This window comes from Streptomyces sp. NPDC002520 (assembly GCF_053595235.1).
The window spans coordinates 21,256-38,278 of record NZ_JBSFXG010000047.1 but is presented as its reverse complement, the minus strand read 5'-3'; the positions used below and the strand labels follow the sequence as shown (position 1 = coordinate 38,278).

General features: G+C 64.3%; 13 protein-coding genes. 7 read left to right on the top strand and 6 right to left on the bottom strand.

Annotated features, from left to right (window positions below):
- Positions 1-239: 239 nt before the first annotated feature.
- From ACWD5D_RS39330 to ACWD5D_RS39310, 5 genes are all read left to right on the top strand, one after another.
- On the top strand, positions 240-1,430 hold the full coding sequence (locus ACWD5D_RS39330; RefSeq protein WP_451377612.1) for an ABC transporter substrate-binding protein: 1,191 nt from the start codon (positions 240-242) through the stop codon (positions 1,428-1,430).
- A 171-nt stretch (positions 1,431-1,601) separates the two neighbouring features.
- Positions 1,602-2,555, top strand: a complete 954-nt coding sequence (locus ACWD5D_RS39325) for a carbohydrate ABC transporter permease (protein WP_451377611.1) — start codon at positions 1,602-1,604, stop codon at positions 2,553-2,555.
- Complete coding sequence (locus tag ACWD5D_RS39320) at positions 2,552-3,424, top strand: carbohydrate ABC transporter permease (protein ID WP_451377610.1); 873 nt, start codon at positions 2,552-2,554, stop codon at positions 3,422-3,424. The genes ACWD5D_RS39325 and ACWD5D_RS39320 overlap by 4 nt, the downstream gene beginning before the upstream one ends.
- A complete protein-coding gene (locus ACWD5D_RS39315) occupies positions 3,421-5,184 on the top strand; it encodes a glycoside hydrolase family 35 protein (RefSeq protein WP_451377609.1) in 1,764 nt (587 codons plus the stop codon). The genes ACWD5D_RS39320 and ACWD5D_RS39315 overlap by 4 nt, the downstream gene beginning before the upstream one ends.
- Positions 5,181-5,375, top strand: a complete 195-nt coding sequence (locus ACWD5D_RS39310; protein ID WP_451377608.1) for a hypothetical protein — start codon at positions 5,181-5,183, stop codon at positions 5,373-5,375. Before ACWD5D_RS39315 ends, ACWD5D_RS39310 begins: the two co-directional genes overlap by 4 nt.
- A gap of 198 nt (positions 5,376-5,573) precedes the next feature.
- Here ACWD5D_RS39310 and ACWD5D_RS39305 read toward each other — a convergent pair whose 3' ends face one another.
- Positions 5,574-5,888 carry a hypothetical protein gene (locus tag ACWD5D_RS39305; protein WP_451377607.1) on the bottom strand — a complete coding sequence of 105 codons (315 nt, stop codon included), beginning with the start codon at positions 5,886-5,888 and terminating at the stop codon, positions 5,574-5,576.
- 476 nt (positions 5,889-6,364) lie between these two features.
- Here ACWD5D_RS39305 and ACWD5D_RS39300 point away from each other — a divergent pair, with 476 nt between their 5' ends.
- Entirely contained in the window at positions 6,365-11,203 is a 4,839-nt protein-coding gene (locus ACWD5D_RS39300; RefSeq protein WP_451377606.1) for a DUF7402 domain-containing protein, read from the top strand.
- A gap of 558 nt (positions 11,204-11,761) precedes the next feature.
- Here ACWD5D_RS39300 and ACWD5D_RS39295 read toward each other — a convergent pair.
- Together ACWD5D_RS39295 and ACWD5D_RS39290 are read right to left on the bottom strand one after the other, a co-directional pair.
- Positions 11,762-12,535: a FadR/GntR family transcriptional regulator gene (locus ACWD5D_RS39295; protein ID WP_451377605.1), complete on the bottom strand. Its 774-nt coding sequence runs from the start codon at positions 12,533-12,535 to the stop codon at positions 11,762-11,764.
- Between the two features lie 855 nt (positions 12,536-13,390).
- Positions 13,391-13,744, bottom strand: coding sequence for a hypothetical protein (locus ACWD5D_RS39290; protein WP_451377604.1), 354 nt, complete (start codon positions 13,742-13,744; stop codon positions 13,391-13,393).
- A 25-nt stretch (positions 13,745-13,769) separates the two neighbouring features.
- Between ACWD5D_RS39290 and ACWD5D_RS39285 the strand changes: the two genes are divergently transcribed.
- Positions 13,770-13,889, top strand: coding sequence for a hypothetical protein (locus ACWD5D_RS39285; protein ID WP_451377603.1), 120 nt, complete (start codon positions 13,770-13,772; stop codon positions 13,887-13,889).
- Between the two features lie 117 nt (positions 13,890-14,006).
- Here ACWD5D_RS39285 and ACWD5D_RS39280 read toward each other — a convergent pair whose 3' ends face one another.
- The 3 genes from ACWD5D_RS39280 to ACWD5D_RS39270 are packed head-to-tail and all read right to left on the bottom strand — an operon-like array spanning position 14,007 to position 17,019.
- Positions 14,007-15,176, bottom strand: coding sequence for a Gfo/Idh/MocA family protein (locus ACWD5D_RS39280; RefSeq protein WP_451377602.1), 1,170 nt, complete (start codon positions 15,174-15,176; stop codon positions 14,007-14,009).
- Positions 15,177-15,206: 30 nt separating this feature from the next.
- Positions 15,207-16,058 carry a carbohydrate ABC transporter permease gene (locus ACWD5D_RS39275; protein WP_451377601.1) on the bottom strand — a complete coding sequence of 284 codons (852 nt, stop codon included), beginning with the start codon at positions 16,056-16,058 and terminating at the stop codon, positions 15,207-15,209.
- Positions 16,051-17,019: a carbohydrate ABC transporter permease gene (locus ACWD5D_RS39270; protein WP_451377600.1), complete on the bottom strand. Its 969-nt coding sequence runs from the start codon at positions 17,017-17,019 to the stop codon at positions 16,051-16,053. The genes ACWD5D_RS39275 and ACWD5D_RS39270 overlap by 8 nt, the downstream gene beginning before the upstream one ends.
- Positions 17,020-17,023 lie beyond the last annotated feature (4 nt).

The following is a 17,023-nucleotide window of genomic DNA, read 5'->3' as shown; positions in this document are numbered from 1 at the left end:
TGCCGGCAAGCATCAGCGCCTCAGTCGGCAGCCGCGTCCGGCCGGACTCATGGCGAACACTCAGGCCCGTACTTCTGGCCAGCCCGCAGGGCCGGATGAAACATAGGAGAATCCAAATGGCTCCACGAGGGATTGCGCGCGTTGGCGCGATGGTCCTCGCGGTCGCGTCTCTGGTGACGATGAACGCGTGCAGTTCAGGCAAGGAGAGCAGCGGCAGTCCGAGTAAGGACTCGAGTTCGGTGAGCCTCGATTTCTGGGGTTGGGCGCCGGGCTATGACAAGTCGGTGGCGCTGTGGAACAGGACCCACCCGAACATCAGAGTCAACTTCAGCAAGGTGCCGTCCGGTTCTGGCGGTGGCTATACGAAGATGCAGAATGCGGTGAAGGCGGGTAACGCTCCGTGTCTTGCGCAGGTGGGCAACGAGTCCTTGCCGACCTTCGCGGTCACTGGCGCGCTGGAGGATGTCTCCGCGTACGCCAATGCGAGCAAGGATCAGTTCGTCGAGTGGACGTGGAAGCAGTCCAGCTTCGGGGACAAGGTCTTCGGCATCCCTGTGGACACTGGCCCGACGGCATTGATCTACCGCACCGACCTGTTCGCCAAGTACAAACTGCCTCTGCCGAAAACGTGGAAGGACTTCGCTGCAGACGCGAAGAAGTTCCATGCCGCAAACCCAGCGAACTTCCTGATCAACGCTCCAGTGGATTCCTATGACATGGCCGGTTACACCTGGCAGGCAGGCGGACACTGGTTCGGCACGGCGAATGATCAGTGGCACGTGACGGTAGACGGTCCTCAGACGCAGAAGGTCGCCCAGTACTGGCAGGGACTTCTGGATAAGAAGCTCCTCAAGACCGGTGCCGCGCCGCTTGACACGACATGGTTCAAGGAAGCGCAGGACGGACACATAGCTTCGGTGATCACCGCGGTGTGGGCGGCGCCGCTGATCGAGCAGAACCTGCCGAAGCTGTCCGGCAAATGGGCGGTCGCGCCCATGCCGCAGTGGAACGCGGGCGAGCAGGCTGCGGGAAACAACGGCGGGTCCACCACGGCGGTACTCAAGGGATGCAAGCATCCGAAGGAGGCCACCGAATTCGCGACCTGGTTCAGCACGAACGCGGACAGCCTCACGAATCTGATCAAGAACACAGGTATCTACCCGGCGGCCAAGAGCGGTCTGGACCTGCCGGCCGTCAACAAGCCGTCTGCCTACTTCGGCGGGCAGAACATCTATCAGGTGTTCAAGGCCGCGGCAGAGAACACCAACCCGAACTGGGTTTGGGGTCCGACGATGCCCCAGGTCGAGTCGGACTTCGTCGACGGGCTGAAGAGCGCGGCACAGGGCCAGGGATCGATCTCCGATGTAGCCAAGACCCTGCAGACCAAGACGGTCGCGGCGATGAAGAGTCAGGGATTGTCTGTCGGCTAGGCCGAGTCACGGCGATGCCGCCTCCATCGCACGCCGCAGCGGATCAGGATCGCGAACGATCGGGTCACGCTGCGGCGGGCGACCGGGGATTCAGCCAGGAAAGGTTTGCGTGAGCGACGTCGGCCGTGAGGAGCAGCGCTCCATCGCGTTCGGCGCGGACGAGGAACCAAAATGACGATCAACATGGTTGAGCAAGATCTCCCGGTCACGAAGCGCAGGGCCAAGGCCCAGCGGTCTTCGGCGGGACGACGGCGCACCCTTTCGGCGATTTTTTTCCTGTCGCCGTTCGGGCTGTTGTTCATGGCGGTGATGCTTGCGCCGATCGGCTACGCCCTGTACGAGAGCTTCTTCAAGTTGCACCGTTCTGGATTGGGTCTGTCACAACCCACAGAGGTATTTGCCGGCTTGTCGAACTACATTACGGCACTGCACGACGATAACTTTCTGAGGTCGATCCTGCGTGTGCTCCTGCTCGGGGTCGTCCAGGTGCCGGTCATGCTCGGGCTGGCGCTGCTGCTGGCGTTGCTGCTCGATTCGCGGTCTGCCCGGTTCAAGCGCATCTTTCGGGTGATCTTCTTTCTGCCTTTCGCGATGCCCGGAGCGATCGCAGCGATCATGTGGTCGTTTCTCTATGTGCCCAGCGTCAGCCCTTTCACTGCCGCACTCAAGCACATCGGTATGAACGTGGACTTCCTGTCCGGCGGACTGGCGCTGGTCTCGATCGGCAACATGCTGACCTGGGCGTGGACGGGCTACAACATGCTCATCCTCTACTCCGCGTTGCAGGCGATTCCGGGTGAGTTGACGGAGGCGGCGGTGATGGACGGGTGCTCCGGGTGGCGGCTGGCCTGGCACGTGAAGATCCCGCTGTTGCGACCGGCACTGATCCTGACAACGGTCTTCTCGATCATCGGCACCGCGCAGTTGTACACCGAGCCGGCGATCCTGCAGCGAGAGGCGCCCTCGGTCACCATCACCTACACGCCTATCATGGCCGCCCAGTACGCCTCCAACACCAACAACTACAGCTTGGCGGCAGCCGAATCCGTCATCTTGGCGGTGTTCACTTTCGTTGCCTCTTTCGGATTCATGAAATTTACTCAACGCAGGGGACTCGGCGCATGACCACCAGGGTTGCAACTCGATCCGGCACCACACCTAAAGTGCCACTGGCCAGCCGCTCCGGCGTCTTCCTGGTGCTGCTGCTGTTTGCGATCTACACGCTGATTCCGTCTTGGTGGCTGCTGGTGAGTGCCACCAAGAATAGAGGCTACCTATTCACCACCAATGGTCTGTGGTTCTCTCATTTCGATCTGTGGGCGAACATCCGGGACGTCTTCCATGAGGAGGACGGTGTCTTCAGCCGGTGGATTCTCAACAGCGTTTTGTACAGCGTCGGTGGCGCTGCCGTGGCCACCCTCGTATCCGCGATGGCCGGCTATGCGTTGGCGAAGTATTCCTTCCGTGGACGCAATCTGGCCTTCAACATCGTGCTCGGCGCAGTACTGATTCCGGCATCGATGTTCGCGCTTCCGCTGTATCTCATGTTCAGCTCGCTCGACCTGGTGAACACCTATTGGGCCGTCTTCCTGCCCAGCATCGTCAGCCCGTTCGGTGTCTACCTCGCCCGGATCTACGCCGCAGAGGCGGTGCCCTACGAGTTGATCGAGGCCGGACGGATCGACGGCGCCAGCGAAGCGCGCATCTTCTGGCGGATCGCGATGCCGGTCATGTCACCGGCACTGGTCACCATCTTTCTGTTCCAGTTCGTCGGCATCTGGAACAACTATCTTCTCCCGGTGTTGATGCTCAGCGACAACAAGCTGCAACCCGTCACTGTCGGGCTGGCAAACTGGCGCGCGGAATTCGACAACGGCGTGCCCTATAACGTCACCATTACTGGCGCATTCTTGTCGGTGATTCCACTGGTGATAGCTTTCCTTGCGCTTCAGCGTTTCTGGCGCTCCGGCCTGACTGCGGGGAGTGTTAAGTGACACTGACAATCAAGGCGGACGGATTCCGCCGCGATGGCAGACCGCATCGGATCGTGTCCGGGGCGATGCATTACTTCCGGGTGCACCCGGAACAGTGGCGCGATCGGCTGCTCCGGCTTCGCGCCATGGGCCTCAACACCCTTGAGACCTACGTGGCGTGGAACTTTCACGAGCGCACGCCGGGCGAGTTCGATTTCGAGGGATGGCGGGATATCGCCGGGTTCGTGCGACTGGCCGGCGAAACCGGCCTGGACGTGATCGTACGCCCCGGCCCGTACATCTGCGCGGAATGGGAGTTCGGCGGGCTGCCGGCCCGGTTGCTCGCCGACCCGTCGGTACGCCTGCGTTGCGGCAGTCCCGCCTACCTGGCCGCCGTGGATCAGTGGTTCGGCGCGCTGCTGCCACAACTCGTGCCGCTGCAGGCCACGTCCGGGGGTCCGATCGTGGCCTGGCAGGTAGAGAACGAGTACGGGAGCTTCGGCGACGACGCCGCGTACCTTCGCCATCTTTTCGAGGGGTTGCGGGCCCGCGGGGCAGTCGGTCCGTTCGTGACATCGGACGGGCCCGCCGATTCGACGCTCAGCGCGGGAATGGTCGACGGGGTCCATGCCACGGTGAACTTCGGATCCCGCACTGATGAGGCGTTCGCCGCGCTGCGACGCTTCCAGCCGGGCGGTCCGGCGATGTGCATGGAGTTCTGGAACGGTTGGTTCGACCACTGGGGCGAGCCGCATCATGTCCGTTCGGCGGAGAGCGCAGCCGCCGAACTGGACGCGATTCTCCGCACGGGGGCGTCGGTGAACTTCTATATGGCGCATGGAGGGACGAACTTCGGGTTGTGGAACGGCGCGAACTGCCAGGACAGCGAGTACCAGCCGACCGTCACCAGTTACGACTACGACGCGCCGATCGGCGAATCCGGGGAGTTGACCGAGAAGTTCCACCGGTACCGCGAGGTGATCGCCCGATATCTGCCCGTCCCGGACACGCCGCTGCCGATGGCGCCCGCGCGACTCGCCCCGCAGTCGGTTCCTACGCGAGCGGTCGGCGCGCTGCTGGACGGTCCGGCTCCGCTGCGAGACCCGATCGAGTCGCCGACGCCGCTGAGTATGGAAGAACTGGGCCAGTCCACCGGGCTCGTCCACTACCGGGCCCGGGTGTCCGTACCGCCGGGGGACACCACGCTGGAGATACGCGAGTTGCATGACCGGGCCCAGGTGTTCATCGACGGCGCGCCGGCGGGTGTGCTCGAACGCAACGCGCCGCAGAAGAGCCTGGCGATCCGCGGCAATGGAGCCGAAGTAACCCTGGACGTGCTGGTGGAGAACCAGGGACGGGTCAACTTCGGCCCAGACCTGGCCGACCGTAAGGGGATCCTGGGTGGCGTGCTGATCGGGCAGCGGTACGTGTTCGGCTGGCAGCACCGGCCGATCCCGCTGGACACCCCACCGGCGTCGACCGGCCAGAACAGCCTGGGGCCGTCCCTGCATCGGGCAACGATCACCATCGACGAGCCCGCCGACGGCTTCCTCGCCCTCGAGGGCTGGACGAAGGGATTCTGCTGGATCAACGGATTCCTGCTCGGCCGCTACTGGCGCGTCGGCCCACAGCGCACCCTCTACGCCCCGGCCCCGCTGTGGCAGGTGGGCCCCAACGAGATCACCATTCTCGAACTGGACAAGCCAGGGCAGGTGGTCGAGCTGCGCGCCTCCTCGGATCTCGGCTCACCGGCACATCAGCCTGGATCCACCGTTCAGTGAGCGACATTCCGGCCGGCCTGCCGTACATCAACTCTGGTAGCGGGAAGCTGAACCATGAGGTCAGCGTCTACGCAGCCACCGTGCCGCTGCATGCGGGCGAAACCGTTTTCTACGTGACCCTTTGCAACGTCGACCAAAGCGCCGCGGCCAGCCAGACCTCCAAGCACATCTTCGATACCGCGATCGGCTGACAAGCAATTCGGTGTCCGACGCCGCACCCAATGGCGTCGGACACCGAGGTCTCCTCAGCGGTTAACCGCTCGTAGTTCGATGTGTTTGGGATGGCCATGTACAGATGGGCTATCCGCAGGGCGCCGGTGATGCTGCCCTTGTACTGGGCGAAGGTCCGTACATGGTCGACCGCACCAGCCGGGATGAAGTCCCCGTTTTCAGAGGGCCGTCGGAGGTCCGAGGCCACGCTGAAGTCCCGCATCGGTCCCTGGTGCCAGGTGTCGTCGGCCTCCGCCAACTCCTGACCCAGGTTGGACGGGGAGTTCCGCGGCCTTGCAGGCGAGGTCCCACAGCCCGACGTCGACCAGTCCGAGCGCATAGATCGGAAACTTCTCGATACGGCCGAGTTCCCAGAGCCGGTGCCAGAGGAGTTCCAGCAGCAGCGGGTCGCTGCCGACCAGGTCCTGCCGGATTCGGCGCTCCACCAGGTCGGCGACGATCAGTCCGCGTCGGGTGTGTGCCTCCCCGGTCAACCCTTCGGCGGGTCTGGTCCGCAGGATGTTGCCGACCGCCGACCGCCGACCCCACTGAACGGAAGCTGCAGTTGTCCGGGATGCCTTTGGTGACCTGGACCGCCTGCGTTGGTGCCCAGTCCGCAGGAAGGCCACCGGAGTCCGGCAGCACCGCCTCGGCGGTGGCGGAGTCTTTGAGAGCAGCGACCTTCCTGATGTGGCTCGAGCCCTGCCCGTCGTCGGCTGCGCCGTCTTCCGTGATCCTCTGCAGGACCCGTCACGAGTCGACGAGAGCGTGACGCTGTCGCGAACCCTTGTCGAGCAAGAATAGATCTGATCTACTACTCGCGACCATGGGGAGGATGTGAAACATCCTCGTATCCCTGGATGGAGGAGGCTTCGGTCCCGCGACGCGAGGACGGCCGTGGGAGTGAACGAGCTGCTGAAGATCCACATCGGCGGTGTATCGGCTATCTCGACAAGTGCAAGGAGGTCAAATGAAAAGTTTGCGCAAGATCCAATGCGGCGTCGTCGCGATCGCGCTCGCACTCGCTGGTGCGGTGGGCGGTGTACTCACGGGGTCGCAAGCCCACGCGGCTCAAACTGGAGGCACGGCGCCATACCTGAACCAATGGGTGGTCTCCGGTCCCTACGCCCATCCGGTGGTCGAGCAGTCTCCCGAACCCGTTGTTCCCGCCATCGGCACCTCGCTCGCGGACCCGAGCAGCAACGAGACGTCAACCTGGCAGTACTTCGACGATCGCATCTTCAATCGGAACTACGACGACTACAACGACCTGATGGGCTACTTCGACGTCAAGCAGGGCCAGGCCACAACCGACAAGTGGGTTGTGGCCGCCAGCTATGTCTACAGCCCGACCGCGCAGGACGTTCAGTGGCAGGTTGGCGGCTCGGGCGTGTACCGGCTGTTCGCAAACGACGCTCAGGTCGGTCAGCAAGGCAGCGTCGTGAACAGGGTCAGCAAGAACGGCACGAAGTATCCCGTTCAGCTGAAGCAGGGCTGGAACAAGCTGCTGATCGAGATTCAGCACAAGAACCCCGGCAAGAACAAGAACTTCCTCGGCTTCTACGCGAGACTGTGCGACGGCAACGGAGACCTCATCCCCGACCTGACGTACTCCGTGGCGGGACCGAACTCGTCCAACAATCAGCTGTCCGTTGTCACGACCGGCCTCAGTGTTGATCAGGATGCGTTCAAGAAGCGCAACGCGAATACGCCGGCGAACGACTATCCGTCCAACAGCTTGCCTTACGCCTACGACGAGAACCCGTACGTCGGGATGGTCGCAACGATCGATGGCAAAAGGAACACATCGAGTATCGCCCCGCAGGCTGCTCCGTTCACATTCCAGGCTGCCGGTGGAGCTCCCGGGTACTCGTGGACCGTCGCCCATGGCCAACTGCCGCCTGGGCTCACACTGGCGGCCGACGGTCACATCGACGGCACGGTCTCGGACGGTGCGCAAGGTAAGACGCAGAAGGATTACGCCTTCACCGTGAAGGTGACTGACGCTCAGGGAGCCTCAGCGACGAAGCAGTACACCATCACGGTGAAGAGGAACCCGGTCGATTGGTTCATCAACGGGAAGATGTCAGCCCTGTCACACACCACAGGGACCATACCGAACCTGTACGACCCGAACTTCAACTACGACGAATGGGCCCAGACGGCCAAAGAGATGGGTATGACTCTGCTTTCGACAGAAAGCATCCAGAACACCATCTACTACTGGCCGTCGCCGAATGCGAACCTGACCCCCAGCGACAGCAACAAGCTGTACAAGTACAACGCGCTGTACAAGGCCGATGACGGCACCTGGCACGTGAAGGACCGCGTACAGCAGGCGAAGGAGGCTGCCGAGCGTTACGGTTTGAAGTTCGGTGTCTACCTCTCATCGCTGTACGGGGGCTCCGAGATTCTCGAAAGCGACATCCAGGGCCTGGTCGCGCGATACAACCCGTGGTACCTGTTCGCCGATGGTGGCCCCGAATCTTATTCCAACGTCGACGTCGCCTGGAGCTCGGCCCGCAACTACAACGACCGCGTACTCATCGACGCGAACCCGAATGCGGAAACCGGCGATCAGGACATCACCCTGCACGAGCGGCCGTTCTGGAACAGCGAACCGTATACGGACGGAGGCTGGCACAATGGAATCCTGCCGCAGGGCAGGAAGGTCGCCCATGAGGAATGGAATGACCCGTACACCACGGCCCTGGACGTCTGGACCCAATACGCCAAGGGCAATGAGCGGGACGACTGGGCCGAGGCAACGAAGGAACTGATCAACCAGTACGGCCACGGCTACGTCATGAACTACGACTCCTCGATCTCCGTGACCCGCGGCATGGACAACCTGAGCAGCAACCTGGACAACACCAACATCTTCTCGATGGTGCCGGTCTCCTCACAGCAACTGTCGGACATGCGCGCGTCGATCGTGAAGTGGATGGACAACGGCTCCGGGCCTGATCTGCGCGAGTCCATGTACGGCACCATGCCGTACACCATGGACTACACGCTCAAGCCAGCCTGGTACACCGATTCGAAGAAGGCCATCGCTCACGGTCAGGGTCCCGAGTGGGGCTACGCCATGGCTCGTGACCAGTACGTCTACATGCACATGATCAAGAACCAGATCTCCGGCGTGGCGAAGTCGGGCTTCAGCGGCCAGGATCGGATGAGCCGGATCGGGCCGTTCGACTACAAGGTCGACGCCGTGGAGTGGCTGAACAAGGGGACCGAGCTTCCGTTCACCATGGAGCGGGACGGCAACAAGTACTACATCAACATCGACACGTCCAAGGTGACCACGGATCCCGTTGACACGATCATCAAGATCAGGACGAAGAGCCCGGTCAGGGACTACAAGATGACGAGCGTCAAGCTGTTCAGCAGCCAGACCTCGACCAAGGCCCTGCAGCTCAGGGCCGAGAGCTACATGAACGACTACACCAACGTCTTGGCGCCGGCGAAGCTCAGGTTCACCAGCGACAACGAGGAGGTCGCAAAGGTAGGCGGCTCCGGCCGGGTCAGGGCTGTCGGCGACGGGACCGCGACCATCAAGGTGACCGCAACCTACGACGACGGTGTGAATGATCCCCAGGTCAAGACCGACACGTATCCGGTCAAGGTGAGCGACGGCGCGATCTCGGCGGCACTCCCGCTTGTCGGCGTGAACATGTACACGAAGGGGGCGCAGTTCTGGGGACAGTTCTCCACGAACAAGGACGTCCCGGTGACCTTCAAGGCCTTCACCCGAAAGGGCGGCACGGTCGACATCCTCAATCCTTCCGAGATCAAGTATCACTACGCGACCGTCGACGGCAAGCGCGACAACGCCGCCGGCAAGATCACGGTCACCGAGGTACCGGCCGACGAATCGCCGTTCGTCGTCGAAGGCAACACCATGAAGTTCACCGACAAGGTCACCAAGCCGACGATGTACAGCTACTGGGCCGACATCACAGTGGACGGGAAGACCTACACCTCGACCCGCAACTACCTCACACTCCTCCCCGATTTCAATGCCGCGCAGGGGATCACGCCGCAGGTGTCCACCGACAGCGAGCACGCGAGCACGCTGTCCGACGGCACCATCAATGACGCGACGGGAGGCAATTCCGAAAAGTGGGTCGCGCCGGCCGGCGATGAATCTCCGAGCATCACCTACGACCTGCGGAAGATGCAAGAACTCACCCGCGTCAACGTCTTCTTCAACCATCACATGCCGAACCCCGACAATGTGACCTACTACGACGTGCCGAAGAAGGTGAAGATCGAGTACAGCGAAGACGGCGTCAAGTGGACCACGGGCAACGAAACGTCGGTCCTGTCCGGGGCGGGTTTGCCGACGTCGAGGGAAACGCAGGCCGTTCCGAAGAGCGACACGACACTGTATGGCTGGGAACAGGAAGGCCTCTACTACAACTATCCGGTCGATCCTGACCACTCCAGCGTGCAGGCGCGCTATGTGAGGGTCTCTTTCCCCGGCGGTGGCCAGAACGGCAGCCCGATCGACGTGCTCGAAGTCCAGGCCTTCTCGTCGAGAGATCTCACCGCGCTCGGCAGCATCAAGCTGGATCCGAAAGTCGATGCGGATGGCCGCACCGCCGCGATCCATGTGGCAGGACTCTCCTTCCTCGGTCAGCCGATCGACCTGGGAGCCGCAAAGCTCGCTTTCACCAGCGACGATCCGTCCGTGGCCGAAGTGGGAACCGACGGCGTGGTATCGGCCTCCGGGAAGGGGCGCACCAGAATCAACGTGACCGCGGAGTTGGACGGGTACCGCGCAAGCGATCACTTCTACGTCGACGTGGACGCATCCGGCAAGCTGTCCATTCCGGCATTCCTCAAAGAAGTGAAGCTGTCGCTCAACAAGAGCGATATCAAGACGGGAGAGCCGATTGTCGGAACGGTTGAGGGAACCCTCAGCACCGGCGAGAAGGTGAACCTGTCGAAGGCGACGGTCGCCTACGAGTTCAGTGATGACCGTCTGGAGAACGTGCCGGGAAGTAACACCATCGTGCTGAAGGAGCCGATCACCGGCACATTCAAGGCGACTGCGGAAGCGGTCGTGACGTTGGATGGGGTGAAGGTTCGGTCGAACCAGGAAGCGATCGATGCGCACAGCACCAACATTGCCGATCAGGCAAAGGTGACGGTCTCTTCGGTCCGAGATCGAAACGGCGTCCCGGACGGTGACAATCAAGACGACCGCTATCTCGGAACGAAGGCGATCGACGGTTCCAAAGCCACCTCCTGGGCGGCGAAGAAGGCTGACCGGACTCCGTGGATCAAGCTCGACTTCCCCACTGCGGTGGAGATCGACCGCGTCAATCTGGTCGATCGCGGAGGTTCTGGTGACCGGATCTCGGAAGGAGTCCTGGAATGGGAAGGTGGCAGCAAGCGGGTCACCGATATCCAGTGGGACGGTCAACCGGACAATATCGTGACGCTTGATGCGCCCGTCAAGACCAGCTGGGTGAAGTTCACCATCGATCCCGATGGCAAGTACGACAACCCAATCGGCGCGGAGTCCGGTTTGGCCGAGTTCCAGGTGTACGAGCCGCAGAAGGCGACGTCCATCGTCGACTTCAAGACCGTTGCCGTAGATACGAAGGCCAGCGCCATGCCTACGCTGCCCGCACAGACCGAGGCCGTCTACAGCGACGGCACGACCAAGTCGGTCGATGTGACCTGGGATCCCGTCTCGGAGGACAAGGTGGCCAAGGAGGGGTGGTTCTCCGTGGCCGGAACGGTCGCTGGCACGTCGGTCAAGGCGCGAGCGGTCGTCACCGTGACCGACAAGTAGCCGGCCCGACGACCCGCCGCCGGGGGTGAAGATGATCACCCCGGCGGCGGGTAGTCGTTGAACCTGACGCGCGGGCGGTGTTCCGGTGCGGCACTGCGCGCCGCGCCGGATACCGGGTCTTCGGACTTGAGCGGTGCATGCCCGTCGAGTCTGGGCGCTGACTGCCCGTCACTGAGTGTGAGTGGGGCAGCTGTTATCGGCCCTGGACGCAGCTGGCCGACCCTGATGGATGCCTTTCGGACGGTTGCCCATGAGGCCCTCGAGGCGCCGCTGCCAGGTGCTGAGGTGCTGAGGTGCTCGGCATCGACAAGGCCCGACGCGGCAAGCCCAGCTGTGAGCGGCACGCCCAGTCAGGTAAGTGGCAGCTGATGCGGGACCGTTGGCACACCGGGTTCGTCGACGCACTGAACCGTTCCGGGTTCGGTAGGGACTCCGGACGGCCCGAGTTGGGTGGAGTCGAGGAGCTTGGTTTCCGGCTGCTGGTGGGGTGCGGAGTTCGTACTCCATAGGGCTCAGCATGCCCAGCGCGTACGTCGAGGTCGACTACACGTGAGGATCTCACGGAGAGGTATTGCGCCGGGAGAGGAGTCGATTGCTGATCTCGCGCTGGAACTGACTCATCGTCATGTCAACGTGCCCGGCCATGAGCGTCTCGGCCTGCTCCTCGTCCCCCGACTCGATGGCCTCGGCGATGGCCTGATGCTGCTCAGCGGCCACCACAAGTGACCCGCCTGCCACACCGGCCAGCCCTATCGCACTGACCTGCCGCTGGAGGCGCTGCACAGAGTCGACCGTCGCGCTCAAGAACATGTTCGACGCTGCCGTACCGATTGCGCCGTGGAACGCCTCATCGGCCCGGGTGAACGCCTCTATGTCGCCGTCCCGCGCCGCGTCCATCGACTGTCCGGCCGTCTCGCGGATCGCTTTGACCTGCGCGGGTGCGGCTCGCTGCGCGGCCAGTCGCGCCGTCACGGTCTCCACGTGACGACGGAACTCGAACATCTCGTCCACCTGCCGCAGATCGGCCGGAAGAAATTGCGACAGCGACTCCTGCCAGCGTGCGCCCTCCGGATCGGCGACATAGATGCCACGGCCCTTCTGCACGGACACACGCCCCACCGCGGAGAGGATCTTCACCGCCTCTCTGACCACCGTCCTGCTCATGTCGACGGCCTCCGCCAGATCCTTCTCGGTGGGCAGGCGACTCCCCGGTTCGAGCCGCTCCGTGACGATGTACTCAAGGATGCGCTCGGCCGCGATCTCGTAACCGGGTCGGTACCCGGCTGGGGTACCCTCGGGCTGCGGACTGGATTGCGAGTCAGGGCGAGTCACGTCGTTCCCATTCGAGCTCTGTGGTCTGTTCGCGGGCTCGGCGCGCTCGCCCGCCGTCTCCTGCTGGTTGCAAATGTTTCAATTCTATACACGAGCGTGTGTTCAGTGAATCACATCCAGTGGTCTTGGCGCGAGAGTCGGGCCCTTCCAGGCTCATCTCACTCAAGGTGATCGACACCAGGGCCGCCACCAGAGATGATCCCCGCAGGGCCGGGCACCCGGCGGCCGCAGACCCATCGGACACCCAAAACCGTGGCGTTCAGCGGCGGTGACGCGATGCAAGTCCGTGGTCGACGGTCTGGACCTGACGTCGAGTGTGTAGGCCTGTGCCGGCTGGGGGTGCTTCCCCGTGTTCGGCCCGTACTTGGTCGGTTTCTTGCTTGGGGCTGCGGGCCTTGACGCGCTGACGGTGTTCGGCAGGCAGTAGATCGTTCAGGACGGCCCGGCCGATCGCTCCCACGAGCGCCACCGGCTCCGGCGCGAGCACGCTGGTGGCGGTGGTGCCCTGGTCGCAGGCGGCGTGCAGCAGGACGGTGAAGCTGAAACCCCGCGCTCCATGGCCAGGCCGGGCCGGGTGGCCATTGTGCCGGCGGCGGTGCGGATGAGTGCCGGGACGCGGCTTCCTTGAATACCTCGTGTCGGTGGCCGGACCTGCCCGGCGTAACTCCGAACCGGCGTACGGCAGCCGGGAGGTCGCCGGGCAGGTCCGGCCACCGGTCCCCGATGCGAGTGGGATGGCGGGCGGGGTTACCCCATCGCCTCCTTACCCGCGGCAACGGGGTGTCGAGGAGGTTTTCATGACGTGACCGCGTCAGTGGGTGAACTCCGGACCGGGTCGTCGTCCAACTCCCAAGGTCATTGGGTCACCCTGCTGCCGATCAACCGGAACATCGGGCCCGCGTCGGCGGTGCGCCGGGCGCGGGCGTAGGCGAGGGGGTTCAGATCGGACAGGGCGGCGGGGTGAGCGAGAGCACCGGACGCAGCAGGTGCGTTGGGTGGCACACGCCGCGCGCAGGTGGTGAGGGCGTGGTCCAGGGCGTCCCTGGCGGGCGTCCGGGGGAGGAGCCGATCGGCCAGCAGTCCGTTGATCCCGGACTGGGCGGCGGCCCTGCGGTACCCGCCGACGACGGCGCAGGGCAGGGCCACGGGCTGCGGCGCCGCGTCGGGTTCGACGACCTTCCAGAGGGGCTGGCTCAGTCCGGTGCTCACCAGGATTCGTCAACCGGAGTGCGAAATGATCGAGTTGGCCGCCGGCACGCTTCTGCGTCTGATGGCCGGCGAAGCGGTCCGGGCTTCCCGTGTCGAGCTCGAGACACGGTTGATCGAGCGCGGGAGTACGTTGTCGCCACCGTGATCGCGCCCGTCGCCGGTGGTCACGGGTGCTGCCCGGCGACCACCGGCGAGACCGGCGTCGGAGCTCTGCGCGGAGTCCGTGAGGGTGCGTCGAACCCCTGTCAGTCCTGTGGCCGGCTCACTTCTGGCCGTTCGCGAAGTACGCGGCCACCTCTGGGTCCAGGGGAGCGATGTTGATGACCCGGCCCCCGTCCCGCAGCGAGGTGGTGGCCGCGTGGCCGGCGGCCACCGCTTCGCGGGCCGCGACCGGCGACGTGACGGTTGCCCCGCCCTCCTGCACGAACCGCAGGAATTCCGCGACCAGCACCGGGTCCGCGCCGCCGTGGGTGCCGGCCGGGGTGTGGACGCGCACCACCAGATCCGCCTCGGCGCGGTAGTCGGAGCGGTGGTTCCACACCCGGACCTCCGACCCCTCGGAGTCGCCGAAGTTCTCGAGGCGCCCCTCGGTGCCGATCACCGTGTAGTTGCGCCAGTAGTCCGGTGTGTAGTGGCACTGCTGGTAGCTGGCGAAGACGCCGTTGTCCAGCTGCATCAGCATCATGCTCAGGTCCTCGACGTCCACCACCGGGTTGAGGCCGGTCAGGCTGAGCGGCGGCCAGTTCTCCGTCGACAGCCACTCGGTCATCCGCTCCCCGCTGCGGTCACGGCGCGAGTCGATGCCGCCGTAGACCGTCAGCCCGCCCATGGCGTTCACCCGCCGGGTGTAGCCGCCGGCCAGCCAGTGGATGACGTCGATGTCGTGGGCCCCCTTCTGCAGCAGCAGACCGGTGGTGTTGCGCCGGTCGGCGTGCCAGTCCTTGAAGTAGAAGTCCCCGCCGTGGCCGACGAAGTGGCGGCACCAGATCGCCTTGACCTCGCCGATCGCTCCGTCGGCGATCAGCTTGCGCATGGCCACCACGACCGGCATGTGTCGCATGTTGTGGCCGACGTACAGGGGGGTTTGGTGCTTGCTCGCTGCCGCGAGCAGCCGGTCGCAGCCCTCGGTGGTGATCGCCATCGGCTTGTCCAGGAAGACCGGAACCCCGGCCGCGAGGAAGTCCAGACCGATCTGCTCGTGCGTGTGGTCCGGGGTCAGCACGAACACACCGTCAAGTCCGGCGTCGAGCAGCTCGTGATGGTCCGGCGTGGTCCTCACATGGGTACCGAAGCGCTCCTCGGCGCTCGCCAGTGAACGCGGGTCGCGGTCGCAGACTGCCGCCACCACCGAGCCGGAGCCGGGCCGGTGGGCCAGCTCGACCAGGTCGCTGCGGTTGCCCAGGCCGATGACGCCGAGCCTGATGTCGTCCAACGTTGTGTCCTTCCATGGGGTTGAGACGAGCTAGCCCTTGCTGCCGGTGAAGGCGATGCCCTGAATGAAGTGCCGCTGCAGCAGGACGAAGGCGACGACCATCGGCGCGGTGGCCATCAGCGACCCGGCCATCAGCACGGAGTAGTCGGTGAAGTGCTCGCCCTGAAGGGTGGCGAGGCCTGCGGACAGGGTCATCTGCTGCGGGTCGGTGCTGATCACCAGCGGGTACATCAGATCGTTCCACGACCACAGCGCGGTAAGGATGGTGAGCGCCAGCAGACCGGGTCTGGCCAGCGGGAGCGCGATGCGCCAGAAGATCTGCCAGGGGTTGGCCCCGTCCAGCCGTGCGGCCTCCTCGACGTCGTGCGGCAGTGCCATGAAGAACTGGCGCAGCAGGAAGGTGCCGAAAGCGCTGAACATCCCGGGGACGGTCAGGCCCTGCAGGGAGTTCAGCCAGCCGAGGTCCTGGATGATCATGTACTGCGGGATCAGGAAGACCAGGCCCGGGACCATCAGCACCGAAAGGAACAGTCCGAACAGGAGCCCGCTGCCGCGGAAGCGCATCCGCGCGAAGGCGTAGCCGGCCATCGCGGAGAACACCACCTGGGCCGCGGTCCGTCCGGCCGTCATCAGCACGGTGTTGAGGAACATGCGCCCGAACGGCAGAGACTGGAACACCTCGGTGAAGTTCGACCACTGCCAGTGGTGCGGCAGGAGGGTCGGCGGCAGCCGGGTGGTCTCGGCGAACGGCTTGAGCGCCGTGATGACCTCCCACAGGAACGGGCCGAGCATCAGCGCCGCTCCCGCGATAAGTACGGCGTGGGTGGCCACCGACTTGGCGCGGAACCGCGGGGCACGGGCACGGGACGATGCCTCAGGCATAGTGCACCCACCTCTTCTGAAGGCGGAACTGGATGAAGGTCATCAGCACGATGAAGCCCACCAGGACGAAGGCCACCGCGGCCCCGAAACCGATGTCGTGCTCGACAAAGGCCTTCTGGAAGAAGAGGTACGAGATCGACCGGACACTGGGCAGCGCAGGGTTGGCGGTGCCGGCCGCGGACCCCGGGGTGCTCATCATCATGTAGGCGAGGTCGAACATCTGCAGGGAGTTGATCACCGTCAGCACGGTGACGAAGAAGATGTTCGGACTCAGCAGGGGCACGGTGATGCGCAGGAACATCCGGACCGGACCGGCACCGTCCATCCGCGCGGCCTCGTAGTACTCGGCGGGTATCCCCTGCAGGCCGGCCAGGAAGATGACCATGTTGTAGCCCAGCGACATCCAGACGCCGATCGCGGCCACCGAGTACAGCGCGATGTCCGGGTCGGAGGCCCAGTGCGGTCCGTGGATCCCGACCGTGGACAGCAGGTAGTTCACCAGGCCGTAGTTCCCGTCGTACATCCAGCGCCACAGCATCGCCACGGCCACCGGCATGGTCACCACCGGCAGGAAGTAGATCACCCGGTAGACCGAGCGGCCGCGCAGGTCCTTCTGGTTCAGGAGCGCTGCCACCAGCACCGCGAGCGGGATGCCGGCCAGCTGGATCACGGTGTACAGCAGGGTGTTGACCACCGACTGCCCCACCGTCGGCTCGTGGGCCAGGGCGGTGTAGTTGGCGGTACCGGCCCAAGTGTGCCCGCCGAACGGGCCGGAGGAGGTGAAACTGTAGTAGAGGGTCTGCGCGATGGGCCACAGGTAGAAGACCGACAGACCGATGGTCGGCGGCGCGATCATGAGGTAGGCCCAGGCCCGATCGCGGCGGCGCCCGGGGCGCCGCCCGCGCCGGGTGGCGGCGCGGGAGTGCCGGGCCAGGGGCCGGAGAGTCGCGGATTGCGTCATGGAC

Coding starts and splice junctions, on each gene's coding strand:
- ACWD5D_RS39325 (WP_451377611.1), top strand. CDS start 1,602: ATGACGATCAACATGGTTGAGCAAGATCTCCCGGTCACGAAGCGCAGG.
- ACWD5D_RS39320 (WP_451377610.1), top strand. CDS start 2,552: ATGACCACCAGGGTTGCAACTCGATCCGGCACCACACCTAAAGTGCCA.
- ACWD5D_RS39300 (WP_451377606.1), top strand. CDS start 6,365: ATGAAAAGTTTGCGCAAGATCCAATGCGGCGTCGTCGCGATCGCGCTC.
- ACWD5D_RS39285 (WP_451377603.1), top strand. CDS start 13,770: ATGATCGAGTTGGCCGCCGGCACGCTTCTGCGTCTGATGGCCGGCGAA.
- ACWD5D_RS39275 (WP_451377601.1), bottom strand. CDS start 16,058: ATGCCTGAGGCATCGTCCCGTGCCCGTGCCCCGCGGTTCCGCGCCAAG.
- ACWD5D_RS39270 (WP_451377600.1), bottom strand. CDS start 17,019: ATGACGCAATCCGCGACTCTCCGGCCCCTGGCCCGGCACTCCCGCGCC.